The organism is Streptomyces sp. NBRC 110035, from assembly GCF_000829695.1.
Taxonomy (GTDB): domain Bacteria; phylum Actinomycetota; class Actinomycetes; order Streptomycetales; family Streptomycetaceae; genus Streptomyces.
Genome location: NZ_BBNN01000017.1, coordinates 95,195 through 110,340, shown reverse-complemented (window position 1 = coordinate 110,340; position 15,146 = coordinate 95,195). Strand labels below are relative to the sequence as shown.

At 66.7% G+C, this 15,146-nt stretch carries 10 protein-coding genes; all 10 read right to left on the bottom strand.

Annotation, left to right across the window (positions count from 1 at the left end; all coding sequences use genetic code 11):
- Positions 1–60 precede the first annotated feature (60 nt).
- Positions 61–270, bottom strand: a complete 210-nt coding sequence (locus TU30_RS33685; protein WP_078878119.1) for a DUF397 domain-containing protein — start codon at positions 268–270, stop codon at positions 61–63.
- Positions 271–354: 84 nt separating this feature from the next.
- Entirely contained in the window at positions 355–600 is a 246-nt protein-coding gene (locus tag TU30_RS05005) for a hypothetical protein (protein ID WP_042165070.1), read from the bottom strand.
- Positions 600–1,547, bottom strand: a complete 948-nt coding sequence (locus TU30_RS05000) for a hypothetical protein (RefSeq protein WP_042165067.1) — start codon at positions 1,545–1,547, stop codon at positions 600–602. The genes TU30_RS05005 and TU30_RS05000 overlap by 1 nt, the downstream gene beginning before the upstream one ends.
- A 252-nt stretch (positions 1,548–1,799) precedes the next feature.
- Positions 1,800–2,993, bottom strand: coding sequence for an elongation factor Tu (gene tuf, locus TU30_RS04995; protein ID WP_042165064.1), 1,194 nt, complete (start codon positions 2,991–2,993; stop codon positions 1,800–1,802).
- Positions 2,994–3,147: 154 nt separating this feature from the next.
- Entirely contained in the window at positions 3,148–5,274 is a 2,127-nt protein-coding gene (gene fusA, locus TU30_RS04990) for an elongation factor G (RefSeq protein ID WP_042165061.1), read from the bottom strand.
- A 39-nt stretch (positions 5,275–5,313) separates the two neighbouring features.
- A complete protein-coding gene (gene rpsG / locus TU30_RS04985) occupies positions 5,314–5,784 on the bottom strand; it encodes a 30S ribosomal protein S7 (protein WP_003974303.1) in 471 nt (156 codons plus the stop codon).
- 2 nt (positions 5,785–5,786) lie between these two features.
- Positions 5,787–6,158, bottom strand: a complete 372-nt coding sequence (gene rpsL, locus TU30_RS04980) for a 30S ribosomal protein S12 (protein WP_003948652.1) — start codon at positions 6,156–6,158, stop codon at positions 5,787–5,789.
- A gap of 341 nt (positions 6,159–6,499) precedes the next feature.
- Positions 6,500–7,072, bottom strand: coding sequence for a DUF1707 and DUF4190 domain-containing protein (locus TU30_RS04975; protein ID WP_234307781.1), 573 nt, complete (start codon positions 7,070–7,072; stop codon positions 6,500–6,502).
- A gap of 162 nt (positions 7,073–7,234) precedes the next feature.
- Positions 7,235–11,149 (bottom strand): DNA-directed RNA polymerase subunit beta', encoded by a 3,915-nt coding sequence (locus TU30_RS04970; RefSeq protein ID WP_042165053.1) that lies wholly within the window; start codon positions 11,147–11,149, stop codon positions 7,235–7,237.
- 111 nt (positions 11,150–11,260) lie between these two features.
- Positions 11,261–14,746, bottom strand: coding sequence for a DNA-directed RNA polymerase subunit beta (gene rpoB / locus TU30_RS04965; protein ID WP_042165051.1), 3,486 nt, complete (start codon positions 14,744–14,746; stop codon positions 11,261–11,263).
- Between the last annotated feature and the right edge of the window lie 400 nt (positions 14,747–15,146).

Genomic DNA, 15,146 nt, shown 5'->3' with positions numbered 1-15,146 from the left:
ATCCGCCGACGCAGCCCGCTCCCGGTGACGATCAGGCGCGGAGCGGGTGCCGTCGGGGTGTCAGCGCTCCGAGGCGTACGTCCCGAAGCCCGCCCGGACATCCGGCGTGAGCGCAGGCCGAGGACCTGTCACGTCCTTGGAGTCACGGACGTGGCCGGCACGAGGTGCTCTCTCGATCTCGGCACAGGAGCTGCCGTCGGGGCCGTCGCGGTAACTGCTCCTGAACCGGACCGGTTCGGAAGCGTCCCCGGCAGAAGCCGTGCGGATCATGCCGCTCCCAGCACCTGTTCGATGAAGGCCGGCGACGCCCGTGGGGTGAGAGCCTGCGCCCGGATCGCCCCATACCGTAGTTTTTCAGCCCTCCTGGCCGTCGAAGACACCGGCCGCCGAGGAGGCCGTGACGGCCCGCCTGAACCAGAGGTCCAGTGTGTCGAAGTCGGAGCAGCCCATGACACGCTCCCGCTCCTCGTCGGACAGTTCGACCCCCCGATGGTCGAGCAGAAGCAGAATGTTCGCCGCCCGGCCCGCCGCCCGGCCCTCCGCCCGGCCCTCCGCCCGGAGCCGCTGAGCAGTCTGCGACTGGAACGAGGAGAGGTCCATCAGTCCGCGGGCCCCGCCTCCCCGGCCGGCGCGAAGACCTCCGCCGCCGACGTGGCCGTGATCGCCCGGGTGAACCAGACATCCAGGGTGTTCAGGTCGCGGCAGCCGATGACGTGTTCCCGGTCCGTTTCCGACACCTCGACACCCCGGCCCTGAAGCAGCCGCAGGATGTCCTCCACCCGGCCCTCGATCCGGCCCTCGTCACGACCCTCGTCACGGCCCTCGTCACGGCCCTCCGCCCGGCCCTCCGCCCGGAGTTTCTGAGCAGTCTCGGACTGGAAGAAAGAGAGGTCGACAGCCATCAGGTGCCTCCAGAGATCCGCGGCCGGCGTCTTGCCGAGGCCTTGTTCGGTGAGTTCGATGAAGGTGCCCGCGGTGTCCTCGTCCTCGGCCGACAAGCCCTTCAGCGCCTTCGCCAGCGCGTTCAGTATGGCATCGGCGTCCGGATCCCGGCGGTGCAGAGCCGCCGACAGGACCGTGAGCGGAATGTCGCGGGCGGCCTCGTCGGGACTGGCGATCACCGGCAGGCTGTCCGGTCCCAGGACCAGAGGGCGCAGGGTGAGCGAGGGCCACTGGGGCGGGCCGATGTCGATCTGCCGGGCCGCCCAGGCCGCGGTGGACCGGTCCGCGCACACGACGAGGAGGACCGGGGGAATGCCGTACTTGGCGTACAGGTGGGAGAGGTAGTACGCCCAGCTCGCGGGCTTGCCGGGGTCCCGCTTGCCCTGGGACTCGACTGCCAGGACGAACTCGCCGTCCTCGGTGTCCATCCTCAGCAGCGTGTCCACCCGTCGCTCCACCGGACGGTTCTCCGTGAGGTCGGTGGGCAGCGGGGAGGCGGAAACAGGCGGGGGAAAGGAAACGCCGAGCCCTCTGACGGCACGGGCGAAGAGACCCGGGTCTTCCTGGAAGATCCGGTGCAGGGCCTCATGGGATGAGCTGACCATGATCCGAAGCTAGAGCCGCACCTCACTTCACGGGCCGCATATGCCAACCCCTCCCACGATCGAGTGACAAGCAGAACGCGAAGGTGGACACCACCGACCACCGACCACCAGCTCCCGGCACCCGGCACCCGGCACCCGGCACCCGGCACCCGGCACCCGGCAACGCGAAAGGGCCCGCACGACCGAAGTCGTGCGGGCCCTCCCAGATGCTCGCGGTGGAGCTACCAGGTCGGATCAGCAAGCAGCCGGAGCTTACTTGTTGATCTTGGTGACCTGGCCGGCGCCCACGGTCCGGCCACCCTCACGGATGGCGAACTTCAGGCCCTCTTCCATGGCGATGGGCTGGATGAGCTCCACCTTCATCTCGGTGTTGTCACCCGGCATGACCATCTCGGTGCCCTCGGGGAGGGTCACCACGCCGGTCACGTCCGTCGTACGGAAGTAGAACTGCGGACGGTAGTTGTTGAAGAAGGGGGTGTGACGGCCACCCTCGTCCTTCGACAGGATGTAGGCCTGGGCCTCGAACTCGGTGTGCGGGGTGACCGAACCGGGCTTGATGATGACCTGGCCGCGCTCGACGTCCTCGCGCTTGATGCCGCGGAGCAGCAGACCGACGTTCTCACCGGCCTGACCCTCGTCGAGCAGCTTGCGGAACATCTCGATGCCGGTGACCGTGGTGGTGGTCTTCTCCTGCTTGATGCCCACGATGTCAACGGTCTCGTTGACCTTGAGAATGCCGCGCTCGATACGACCGGTGACGACGGTGCCACGACCGGTGATCGTGAAGACGTCCTCGATCGGCATCAGGAACGGCTTGTCGACGTCACGCTCGGGCTGCGGGATGTTCTCGTCGACGGCCTTCATCAGGTCGAGGACGGTCTGGCCCCACTCCTTGTCGCCCTCGAGGGCCTTGAGCGCCGAGACCTTGACGACCGGCAGGTCGTCGCCCGGGAACTCGTACTCGGAGAGCAGCTCGCGGACCTCGAGCTCGACGAGCTCCAGGATCTCCTCGTCGTCCACCATGTCGGCCTTGTTCAGGGCGACGACGATGTACGGCACGCCGACCTGGCGGGCCAGGAGCACGTGCTCCTTGGTCTGCGGCATCGGGCCGTCGGTGGCCGCGACCACGAGGATGGCGCCGTCCATCTGCGCCGCACCCGTGATCATGTTCTTGATGTAGTCCGCGTGACCGGGGCAGTCGACGTGGGCGTAGTGCCGCGTCTCGGTCTGGTACTCGACGTGCGCGATGGAGATGGTGATACCGCGCTGGCGCTCCTCGGGAGCCTTGTCGATCTGGTCGAAGGCCGAGGCCTCGTTCAGGTCCGGGTACGCGTCATGCAGCACCTTGGTAATGGCGGCCGTGAGGGTCGTCTTACCGTGGTCGATGTGACCGATGGTGCCGATGTTGACGTGCGGCTTAGTCCGCTCGAACTTCGCCTTCGCCACTGGGGTCCTCCTGTGGAGTGGTTCTGTACGCCTTACTCATCGGCGCCAGGTGATCTTTGCTGGAAAGCCCGGGGCCGGGGGCATTCCGCCGAGTTCCGGCGGAATGCCCCAAGCAGGCTCCGGGGTCAAGCCTAAAGCGTGCGAACGGTGTCCGTTACTCGCCCTTGGCCTTCGCGATGATCTCCTCGGCGACGTTCCGCGGAACCTCGGCGTAGGAGTCGAACTGCATCGAGTAGCTTGCGCGACCCGACGTCTTGCTGCGGAGGTCCCCGACGTAGCCGAACATCTCCGAAAGGGGCACGAGGCCCTTCACGACGCGGGCACCGGCCCGCTCCTCCATGGCCTGGATCTGGCCACGGCGGGAGTTGATGTCGCCGATGACCTCACCCATGTAGTCCTCGGGCGTGGTGACCTCGACGGCCATCATCGGCTCGAGGAGCACGGGCGAAGCCTTGCGCGCGGCCTCCTTGAACGCCTGTGAACCGGCGATCTTGAAGGCGAGCTCGGAGGAGTCCACCTCGTGGTAGCCACCGTCGATGAGCGTGACGCGGACGCCCGTCATCTCGTAGCCGGCGAGGATGCCGAACTGCATGGCCTCCTGCGCGCCGGCGTCCACCGAAGGAATGTACTCCTTCGGGATGCGGCCACCGGTCACCTTGTTCACGAACTCGTACGAGGCGTCGCCGCCCTCGATGGGCTCGATCGCGATCTGCACCTTGGCGAACTGACCGGTACCACCGGTCTGCTTCTTGTGGGTGTAGTCCACGCGCTCGACGGTCTTGCGGATCGTCTCACGGTAGGCGACCTGCGGCTTGCCGACGTTGGCCTCGACCTTGAACTCACGGCGCATGCGGTCGACCAGCACCTCGAGGTGCAGCTCGCCCATACCACCGATGATGGTCTGGCCCGTCTCCTCGTCCGAGTGAACCTGGAAGGACGGGTCCTCCTCGGCCAGGCGCTGGATCGCGACGCCCAGCTTCTCCTGGTCACCCTTCGACTTGGGCTCGATGGCGACCTGGATGACCGGCGCCGGGAAGTCCATGGACTCCAGGATCACCGGGCTCTTGTCGTCGGACAGCGTCTCACCGGTGGTGGTCTGCTTCAGGCCCATGACGGCGACGATGTCACCGGCGCCCACCGACGCGATCTCCTCACGCTTGTTCGCGTGCATGCGGTAGATCTTGCCGATGCGCTCCTTCTTGCCCTTGACGGAGTTCAGCACGGCGGTGCCGGACTCCAGGCGGCCCGAGTACACCCGGACGAAGGTGAGCTTGCCGAGGTGCGGGTCGCTCATGATCTTGAAGGCGAGGGCCGCGAGCGGCTCGTCCTCGGACGGCTTGCGCTTGACCACGACCTCGGGGTCCTTGACGTCGTGGCCCTCGATGGCCTCGACGTCGAGCGGGGTCGGGAGGTAGCGCACGACCGCGTCGAGCAGGGGCTGGACGCCCTTGTTCTTGAACGCGGTGCCGCAGAACACCGGGGTGACCGTGGTGTCCTCGGACTTGCCGGAGGCGATGGTGATGCGACGGATCGCGGCGTACAGCTGCTCCTCGGTGGGCTCCTGGCCCTCCAGGTACAGCTCCATGATCTCTTCGTCGTTCTCCGCGACGGCCTCGACCAGCTTGCCGCGCCACTCCTCGGCGGCCTCGGTGTGCGTGGCCGGGATGTCGACGGTGTCGTACATCTCGCCCTTGGCCGCGTCCGCGGACCACACGAGCGCCTTCATGCGGACCAGGTCCACGACGCCCTTGAAGTCGGCCTCGGCACCGATCGGCAGCTGCATGACCAGCGGCTGCGCGCCCAGGCGGTCCTTGATCATGTCGACGCAGCGGTGGAACTCCGCGCCGGTACGGTCGAGCTTGTTGACGAAGCAGATACGCGGCACGCCGTAACGGTCGGCCTGACGCCACACCGTCTCGGACTGCGGCTCGACCCCGGCGACGCCGTCGAACACGGTCACGGCACCGTCGAGCACACGCAGGGAACGCTCCACCTCGACGGTGAAGTCGACGTGCCCCGGGGTGTCGATGATGTTGATCGTGTAGTCGTCGTCCTCGAGCGGCCAGTGACAGGTGGTCGCAGCAGACGTGATCGTGATGCCACGCTCCTGCTCCTGCTCCATCCAGTCCATCGTGGCAGCGCCGTCGTGGACCTCACCGATCTTGTACGAGACGCCGGTGTAGAACAGGATCCGCTCGGTGGTGGTCGTCTTGCCCGCGTCGATGTGGGCCATGATCCCGATGTTGCGGACCTTGGCCAGGTCAAGTGAAGTGGTAGCCATAAGGCTTCAGTCTTCTCTCGGTCTCGATGTGGGTAGCGACTACCAGCGGTAGTGCGCGAAGGCCTTGTTGGACTCGGCCATCTTGTGCGTGTCCTCGCGCTTCTTCACCGCGGCACCGAGGCCGTTGCTGGCGTCGAGGAGTTCGTTGAGCAGACGCTCGGTCATGGTCTTCTCGCGACGGGCGCGGGAGTAACCCACCAGCCAGCGCAGCGCCAGGGTGTTGGCACGGCCGGGCTTGACCTCGATCGGCACCTGGTAGGTGGCGCCACCGACACGGCGGGACTTGACCTCGAGGGTCGGCTTGATGTTCTCGAGAGCGCGCTTCAGCGTGATGACCGGGTCGTTGCCCGTCTTCTCGCGAAGGCCCTCCATGGCGCCGTAGACGATGCGCTCGGCGGTGGAGCGCTTGCCGTTCAGCAGCACCTTGTTGATGAGCGACGTGACAAGAGGAGAACCGTAGACCGGGTCGATGATGACCGGGCGCTTCGGGGCGGGGCCCTTACGAGGCATTCTTACTTCTCCTTCTTGGCGCCGTAGCGGCTGCGGGCCTGCTTGCGGTTCTTGACACCCTGGGTGTCGAGCGAACCGCGGATGATCTTGTAGCGAACACCCGGCAGGTCCTTCACACGGCCGCCGCGCACGAGCACGATGGAGTGCTCCTGCAGGTTGTGTCCCTCACCCGGAATGTAAGCGGTGACCTCGATCCCGCTGGTCAGACGCACACGCGCGACCTTACGCAGGGCCGAGTTCGGCTTCTTCGGGGTGGTCGTGAACACACGCGTGCAGACACCGCGACGCTGGGGCGAACCCTCGAGCGCGGGCGTCTTGTTCTTCTCGACCTTGTCCTGCCGGCCCTTCCGGACCAGCTGCTGGATCGTAGGCACTACTTCTCCGGTTTCTGTGTGCCGAATGGTGAAGCTAACCTGGAACGTCGCCGACCCACGCGGTCGGGTGTGTCGAATCCCGCGGACTCCCACCGCCAGGCAGAAAGAGACGCATGATCACGGTGGCCGTTCACAGCCTCCGATGCGGGTGATGGCACGCACGCAGGCCAGGGCACACCCCAGGCACAAGGTCTGAGCGTACCTATAGCATCGGCTGCGGTCAAAACAAATGGGCCTTCACCCCACCGCCGCGCGAAGCAAGTGAAGCCGGGGCGTGGTCAATGATCTTCGAATGGGCGCTCTCCGGCCCTCCCGGACACCGCCCACCGACCGACCGGACGTCAGCCGGACGCGCCGACCAGGACCATCAGCATGATCACCAGAGCCCAGCCGGCCGTGGACAGCCAGCCGAGCACCAGCCCGGTCATCGCGTACGCGTCACCGTTCTCCCCCGTCCGCCGGATCTCCCCGCGGGCCACGTGCCCGAGGATCACGGCCGGAATACCGGTCAGGCCACCCGTCGCCAGGCACAGCACCCCGCACACCATGGCCCCGACGGCCTTCTCGTTGGTCTTCGGCGGCCGGGCCAGGAACGTCGCCGGCGGCATGACGGGAACGGCGTGCTGCACCGCGGCGGTCTGCGGTACGGGGCCCTGCGGCAGGTCGGCCACCAGCAGCGTCAGGTCCGCCACCGTACGCGCCTGGTAGGCCCGCGCCACCCGGCGCTCGAGCTCCTGCTGGTCCAGCCGGCCCTCGGCGTACCCGGCCCGCAGCACGTCCACGGTGCGCTCCCGGTCGGCGTGCGAGGCCAGCATCGGGGGTCCGCCCTGCGGCGGTCCGACCGGTCCGCCCCACGGCTGCGGAACGCCTCGCCCCTGCCAGGGCTGCCACGACGGATACGGCGACTGCGACACCAGGTACCTCCCCCAACTGCACGTGTCATCCATGATGCGCCCCCGCGATGCCATCCTGCACCACCGCGCGTCACGAAACCGGTACAGGTCACGGGAACGCCGCAGGGCGGCCACCCCGTACGAAACGGAAGTGACCGCCCTGCGGTACGTCGAGCGACCCGCTTACTGGTTGTACGGACCGTAGTCGTAGTCCTCCAGCGGAACGGCCTGGCCGGAGCCCGTGCCGAACGGCGAGTAGTCGATGTCGTCGTAGCCGACGGCCGAGTACATCGCGGCCTTGGCCTCCTCGGTCGGCTCGACCCGGATGTTGCGGTAGCGGGACAGGCCCGTACCGGCCGGGATGAGCTTACCGATGATGACGTTCTCCTTGAGGCCGATCAGGGAGTCGGACTTGGCGTTGATCGCCGCGTCCGTGAGAACCCTGGTCGTCTCCTGGAAGGACGCCGCCGACAGCCACGACTCGGTCGCCAGCGAGGCCTTGGTGATACCCATCAGCTGCGGACGGCCGGAGGCGGGGTGGCCGCCCTCCTGCACCACACGACGGTTCTCGGTCTCGAACTTCGACCGCTCGACCAGCTCGCCGGGCAGCAGCTCGGCGTCACCGGACTCGATGATCGTCACACGGCGGAGCATCTGCCGGATGATGATCTCGATGTGCTTGTCGTGGATCGACACACCCTGCGAGTTGTAGACCTTCTGGACCTCGCCGACCAGGTGGACCTGGACGGCCCGCTGACCCAGGATGCGCAGCACGTCGTGCGGGTTGGTGGCACCCACGGTGAGCTTCTGGCCCACCTCGACGTGATCGCCCTCGCCGACCAGCAGACGGGAGCGCTTCGAGATCGGGAACGCCGTCTCGTCGCTGCCGTCGTCCGGGGTGACGACGATCTTCTTCGTCTTCTCGGTCTCCTCGATCCGGATGCGGCCGGCGGCCTCGGAGATCGGGGCGACGCCCTTCGGGGTACGGGCCTCGAAGAGCTCGACGACACGCGGCAGACCCTGCGTGATGTCGTCACCGGCCACACCACCGGTGTGGAAGGTACGCATCGTCAGCTGGGTACCGGGCTCACCGATGGACTGGGCGGCGATGATGCCGACCGCCTCACCGATGTCGACCAGCTTGCCGGTGGCCAGCGAACGGCCGTAGCACATGGCGCAGGTGCCGACGGCGGACTCGCAGGTCAGGATCGAACGGGTCTTGACCTCCTCGACGCCGTGGTGCACCAGCTGGTCGATGAGCACGTCACCGAGGTCCACGTTGGCCGGCGCGATCACCTTGCCGTCGATGACGACGTCCTCGGCGAGCATGCGGGCGTAGACGCTGGTCTCGACGTCGTCCGTCTTGCGCAGGGTGCCGTCGGCATCGCGCTGGGCGATCCGCAGCTTCAGACCGCGCTCGGTGCCGCAGTCCTCCTCGCGGATGATGACGTCCTGCGAGACGTCGACCAGACGACGGGTGAGGTAACCCGAGTCGGCGGTACGCAGAGCGGTGTCCGCCAGACCCTTACGGGCACCGTGCGTGGAGATGAAGTACTCCAGCACGGACAGACCCTCACGGAATGACGCCTTGATGGGCCGCGGGATCGTCTCGTTCTTCGCGTTCGACACCAGACCACGCATACCGGCGATCTGACGCATCTGCATCATGTTGCCTCGTGCACCCGAGTTCACCATCATGAAGATCGGGTTGGTCTTCGGGAAGTTGTCGTTCATCGCCTCGGCGACCTCGTTGGTCGCCTTGGTCCAGATCGCGATGAGCTCCTGCGTACGCTCGTCCTTGGTGATCAGACCGCGCTCGTACTGCTTCTGGACCTTCTCGTCCTGCGCCTCGTACCCGCGGACGATCTCCTTCTTCGCCTCGGGAACGACGACGTCGGAGATGGCCACGGTGACGCCGGAACGGGTCGCCCAGTGGAAGCCGGCCGCCTTCAGGTTGTCGAGCGTCGCCGCCACGATGACCTTCGGGTAGCGCTCGGCGAGGTCGTTGACGATCTCGGAGAGCTGCTTCTTGCCGACCTCGTAGTCGACGAACGGGTAGTCCTCGGGCAGCAACTCGTTGAAGAGCGCGCGGCCCAGCGTGGTGTTCAGCCGGAAGCTGTCACCCTGCTGCCACGCCCTCTCCCCGGCGCCCTCGTCGCCCTCCTCCCGCGCCGGCGGCATCCAGCCACGCGGCGGGATGGTGCCGACCGGGAAGCGGACGTCGATCCGCGACTGGAGCGACAGCTCGCCCGCGTCGAAGGCCATGATCGCCTCGGCGACCGAGGCGAAGGAACGCTCCTCGCCCTTGAGGTCGCGCATCTCGCCGTCGGTGGTGAGGAAGAACAGACCGAGGACCATGTCCTGGGTCGGCATCGTCACCGGACGGCCGTCGGCGGGCTTGAGGATGTTGTTCGAGGACAGCATCAGGATGCGGGCCTCGGCCTGCGCCTCCGCGGACAGCGGCAGGTGCACGGCCATCTGGTCACCGTCGAAGTCCGCGTTGAACGCGGTGCAGACGAGCGGGTGGATCTGGATGGCCTTGCCCTCGACCAGCTGCGGCTCGAAGGCCTGGATGCCGAGGCGGTGCAGCGTGGGCGCACGGTTCAGCAGAACCGGGTGCTCCGCGATGACCTCTTCCAGGACGTCGTACACGACCGTGCGGCCGCGCTCGACCATGCGCTTGGCGCTCTTGATGTTCTGCGCGTGGTTCAGGTCGACCAGGCGCTTCATCACGAACGGCTTGAACAGCTCCAGCGCCATCGCCTTCGGCAGACCGCACTGGTGCAGCTTCAGCTGCGGACCGACGACGATCACGGAACGCGCCGAGTAGTCCACGCGCTTGCCGAGCAGGTTCTGACGGAAGCGGCCCTGCTTGCCCTTGAGCATGTCGGACAGCGACTTCAGCGGACGGTTGCCGGGGCCCGTGACCGGGCGGCCACGACGGCCGTTGTCGAAGAGCGCGTCGACGGCCTCCTGGAGCATGCGCTTCTCGTTGTTCACGATGATCTCGGGCGCGCCGAGGTCGAGAAGCCGCTTCAGGCGGTTGTTGCGGTTGATGACACGGCGGTACAGGTCGTTCAGGTCGGAGGTCGCGAAGCGGCCACCGTCCAGCTGCACCATCGGACGCAGGTCCGGCGGGATGACCGGCACGCAGTCCAGCACCATGCCCTTGGGGCTGTTGCTGGTCTGCAGGAACGCGGAGACGACCTTGAGGCGCTTGAGCGCACGGGTCTTCTTCTGGCCCTTGCCGGTGCGGATGATCTCGCGGAGACGCTCGGCCTCCTCCTCGAGGTCGAAGGACTCCAGGCGCTTCTGCAGCGCCGCGGCACCCATCGAACCGTCGAAGTACGTGCCGAAGCGGTCACGCAGCTCGCGGTAGAGCAGCTCGTCGCCCTCCAGGTCCTGGACCTTGAGGTTCTTGAACCGGGTCCACACCTCGTCGAGGCGGTCGATCTCGCGCTGCGCACGGTCGCGCAGCTGCTTCATCTCACGCTCGGCACCCTCGCGCACCTTGCGGCGCACGTCGGCCTTGGCACCCTCGGCCTCGAGCTCGGCCAGGTCGGTCTCGAGCTTCTTGGCCCGGGCCTCCAGGTCGGCGTCGCGACGGTTCTCCACCTGCTGACGCTCGACGGAGACGTGCGCCTCCAGCGAGGGCAGGTCGCGGGTGCGGCGCTCCTCGTCGACGAACGTGATCATGTACGCCGCGAAGTAGATGACCTTCTCCAGGTCCTTCGGGGCGAGGTCGAGCAGGTAGCCGAGGCGCGACGGAACGCCCTTGAAGTACCAGATGTGCGTGACGGGGGCGGCGAGCTCGATGTGGCCCATCCGCTCACGGCGCACCTTGGCACGCGTGACCTCGACGCCACAGCGCTCACAGATGATGCCCTTGAAACGGACACGCTTGTACTTGCCGCAGTAGCACTCCCAGTCCCGGGTCGGGCCGAAGATCTTCTCGCAGAAGAGTCCGTCCTTCTCGGGCTTGAGGGTGCGGTAGTTGATGGTCTCGGGCTTCTTGACCTCGCCGTGGCTCCACTGACGGATGTCGTCCGCGGTGGCCAGGCCGATCCGGAGCTCATCGAAGAAGTTGACGTCGAGCACTATGCGTCAATCCCTCTCAGGGTTGTAAGTCATGGGGTCTGATACGGGGGTCCTGGGGCCGGCCGGAGGCTCAGGGATCTTCATCGCCGAACCTCCTGGCCACAACTCCCGTCAGACCTCTTCGACGCTGCTCGGCTCGCGCCGGGACAGGTCGATGCCAAGCTCCTCCGCAGCGCGGAAGACGTCCTCGTCGGTGTCGCGCATCTCGATGGACATGCCGTCCGAGGACAGCACCTCCACGTTGAGGCACAGGGACTGCATCTCCTTGATGAGCACCTTGAAGGACTCGGGGATGCCGGGCTCGGGGATGTTCTCGCCCTTGACGATGGCCTCGTAGACCTTCACGCGGCCGGTGACGTCGTCGGACTTGATGGTCAGCAGCTCCTGGAGGGCGTAGGCGGCGCCGTACGCCTCCAGCGCCCACACCTCCATCTCACCGAAGCGCTGGCCACCGAACTGGGCCTTACCACCCAGCGGCTGCTGGGTGATCATCGAGTACGGACCGGTCGAACGGGCGTGCAGCTTGTCGTCGACCAGGTGGTGCAGCTTGAGGATGTACATGAAGCCGACCGAGATCGGCTCCGGGAACGGCTCACCGGAGCGGCCGTCGAACAGCCTCGCCTTGCCGGAGGGGAGCACCATGCGCTCGCCGTCCCGGTTCGGGATGGTGTGCTGCAGCAGGCCGGCCAGCTCGTCCTCACGCGCACCGTCGAAGACGGGGGTGGCGACGTTGGTACCGGGCTCGACCTTGTCGGCGCCGATCACCTGCAGGCGCTGCGCCCACTCGTCGGCGAGGCCGGAGACGTCCCAGCCGCGGCTGGCGAGCCAGCCGAGGTGGATCTCCAGAACCTGTCCCGGGTTCATCCGGGACGGCACACCGAGGGGGTTGAGGATGATGTCGACCGGGGTGCCGTCCTCCAGGAACGGCATGTCCTCGATCGGCAGGATCTTCGAGATGACGCCCTTGTTGCCGTGCCGGCCGGCGAGCTTGTCACCATCGGTGATCTTGCGCTTCTGCGCGACGTAGACGCGCACCAGCTGGTTCACACCGGGGGGAAGCTCGTCGCCCTCCTCGCGGTCGAAGACGCGCACGCCGATGATCTTGCCGATCTCGCCGTGCGGCACCTTCAGGGAGGTGTCACGGACCTCGCGGGCCTTCTCGCCGAAGATCGCGCGCAGCAGGCGCTCCTCCGGCGTCAGCTCGGTCTCGCCCTTGGGCGTGACCTTGCCGACGAGGATGTCGCCGGCGACGACCTCGGCACCGATGCGGATGATGCCGCGTTCGTCGAGGTCGGCGAGGACCTCCTCGGAGACGTTCGGGATGTCCCGGGTGATCTCCTCGGGGCCGAGCTTGGTGTCACGGGCGTCGACCTCGTGCTCCTCGATGTGGATCGAGGAGAGGACGTCGTCCTGGACGAGGCGCTGCGACAGGATGATCGCGTCCTCGTAGTTGTGGCCCTCCCACGGCATGAACGCGACCAGCAGGTTCTTGCCGAGCGCCATCTCGCCGTTCTCGGTGGCCGGACCGTCGGCGAGGACCTGGCCCTCGACGACGCGGTCGCCCTCGTTGACGATGACCTTCTGGTTGACCGAGGTGCCCTGGTTGGAGCGGGCGAACTTGGCCAGGCGGTACGTGATGTACGTGCCGTCGTCGTTGGTCGTGGTGATGTAGTCCGCGGAGACCTCCTGGACCACACCCGCCTTCTCGGCCTTGACCACGTCACCGGCGTCGGCGGCGGAGCGGTACTCCATGCCGGTGCCGACGAGCGGGGACTCGGAGCGGATCAGCGGCACGGCCTGACGCATCATGTTCGCGCCCATGAGGGCACGGTTGGCGTCGTCGTGCTCGAGGAAGGGGATCATGGCGGTCGCGACCGACACCATCTGGCGCGGCGAGACGTCCATGTAGTCGACCTCGTCGGGGCTGACGTAGTCGACCTCGCCGCCCTTGCGGCGGACCAGCACGCGGGCCTCGGCGAACCGCAGGTCGTCGTTGAGCGGCGCGTTGGCCTGCGCGATGACGAAGCGGTCCTCCTCGTCGGCGGTCAGGTAGTCGACGTCGTCGGTGACCTGGCCGTCGACCACCTTGCGGTACGGGGTCTCGACGAAGCCGAACGCGTTGACCCGGCCGTAGGAGGCGAGCGAGCCGATCAGACCGATGTTCGGGCCTTCGGGAGTCTCGATCGGGCACATGCGGCCGTAGTGCGAGGGGTGCACGTCACGGACCTCGAAGCCGGCCCGCTCACGGGAGAGACCACCCGGGCCGAGCGCGGACAGACGACGCTTGTGCGTCAGCCCGGACAGCGGGTTGTTCTGGTCCATGAACTGGGACAGCTGGCTGGTGCCGAAGAACTCCTTGATGGAGGCGACGACCGGCCGGATGTTGATCAGGGTCTGCGGCGTGATCGCCTCGACGTCCTGCGTCGTCATGCGCTCACGCACGACGCGCTCCATCCGGGCCAGACCCGTACGGACCTGGTTCTGGATGAGCTCGCCGACGCTGCGCAGGCGGCGGTTGCCGAAGTGGTCGATGTCGTCCGTCTCGACGACGATGTTCTGGCCGCTGTCACCGACGGTCTCGATCTCGCCGGCGTGCAGCTTCACCAGGTACTTGATCGTCGAGATGACGTCCTCGACGGTCAGCACGCCCGCGTCGAGCGGCGCGTCGGCACCCAGCTTCTTGTTGACCTTGTAACGGCCGACCTTGGCCAGGTCGTAGCGCTTCGGGTTGAAGTAGAGGTTCTCGAGCAGCGTCTGCGCGGCCTCACGGGTGGGGGGCTCGCCCGGACGCAGCTTGCGGTAGATGTCGAGCAGCGCGTCGTCCTGACCCTGGGTGTGGTCCTTCTCCAGGGTGGCGCGCATGGACTCGTACTCGCCGAACTCCTCGAGGATCTGCTCGGTGGTCCAGCCGAGCGCCTTGAGCAGGACGGTGACGGACTGCTTGCGCTTGCGGTCGACGCGGACGCCGACCATGTCGCGCTTGTCGATCTCCATCTCCAGCCAGGCACCCCGGGAGGGGATGATCTTGGCGGAGAAGATGTCCTTGTCGGACGTCTTGTCGATGCTGGAGTCGAAGTAGACACCCGGCGAACGGACCAGCTGCGACACCACGACACGCTCGGTGCCGTTGATGACGAAGGTGCCCTTGTTCGTCATGAGCGGGAAGTCGCCCATGAAGACCGTCTGGGACTTGATCTCGCCGGTCTCGTTGTTGGTGAACTCGGCGGTGACGAAGAGCGGCGCCGCGTACGTGAAGTCGCGGTCCTTGCACTCGTCGATGCTGTTCTTCGGAGGCTCGAAACGGTGGTCGCGGAAGGTCAGCGACATCGACCCGGAGAAGTCCTCGATCGGGGAGATCTCCTCAAAGATCTCCTCCAGGCCGGACTTGGTGGGGACGTCCTGACCGTTCTCCAGAGCGGCCTCGACGCGAGCCTTCCAGGCGTCGTTGCCGAGCAGCCAGTCGAAGCTCTCGGTTTGCAGCGCGAGGAGGTTCGGAACCTCGAGGGGCTCCCTGATCTTTGCAAAGGAGATGCGCAGCGGGGCGGTGCTGGCAGCGTTGTTCGTATTCGAGGTCGAGGCATTGCGCGAGGCGGCCAAGAGGGGGTCCTTCCGAGGGCTCGGACTCACTACGCGCGTACCGGCCCCTCACGGGACACGACGGCAGACACTTCACTTCCCGGCGAAAAGGGCCAGGTCGGAGAGGTCTGATCGTCCATGCTCAAGTGAGGGCATGCCCCTGGTGACGGGCAGGGGACAGCTAACAGGCAGCGCAAAGGGTCAGTGTAGCCACTTGGCACACTGATGTCCAGTGCGGTTTCTCGAGACCCTCGAAGGCCCTCGTTGCTCTCAACTCCTGCGACCGACTGTTGTGACTGTGCGACACGGGCATGCCCTCAACGCACCGTGATCCTGCCCTCTTCGCCGCTGATCCATGCCTCGGATTCGGATCCTTGTGGCGACGCGTCCTGAGAATTGCGCGCCACGTGCGGTTCGTCAA

What these genes read in the sequence shown, in the direction of transcription:
- TU30_RS33685 (WP_078878119.1), bottom strand. Translation starts at nt 270, where the DNA reads ATGATCCGCACGGCTTCTGCCGGGGACGCTTCCGAACCGGTCCGGTTC.
- TU30_RS05005 (WP_042165070.1), bottom strand. Translation starts at nt 600, where the DNA reads ATGGACCTCTCCTCGTTCCAGTCGCAGACTGCTCAGCGGCTCCGGGCG.
- TU30_RS05000 (WP_042165067.1), bottom strand. Translation starts at nt 1,547, where the DNA reads ATGGTCAGCTCATCCCATGAGGCCCTGCACCGGATCTTCCAGGAAGAC.
- fusA (WP_042165061.1), bottom strand. Translation starts at nt 5,274, where the DNA reads ATGGCTACCACTTCACTTGACCTGGCCAAGGTCCGCAACATCGGGATC.
- rpsG (WP_003974303.1), bottom strand. Translation starts at nt 5,784, where the DNA reads ATGCCTCGTAAGGGCCCCGCCCCGAAGCGCCCGGTCATCATCGACCCG.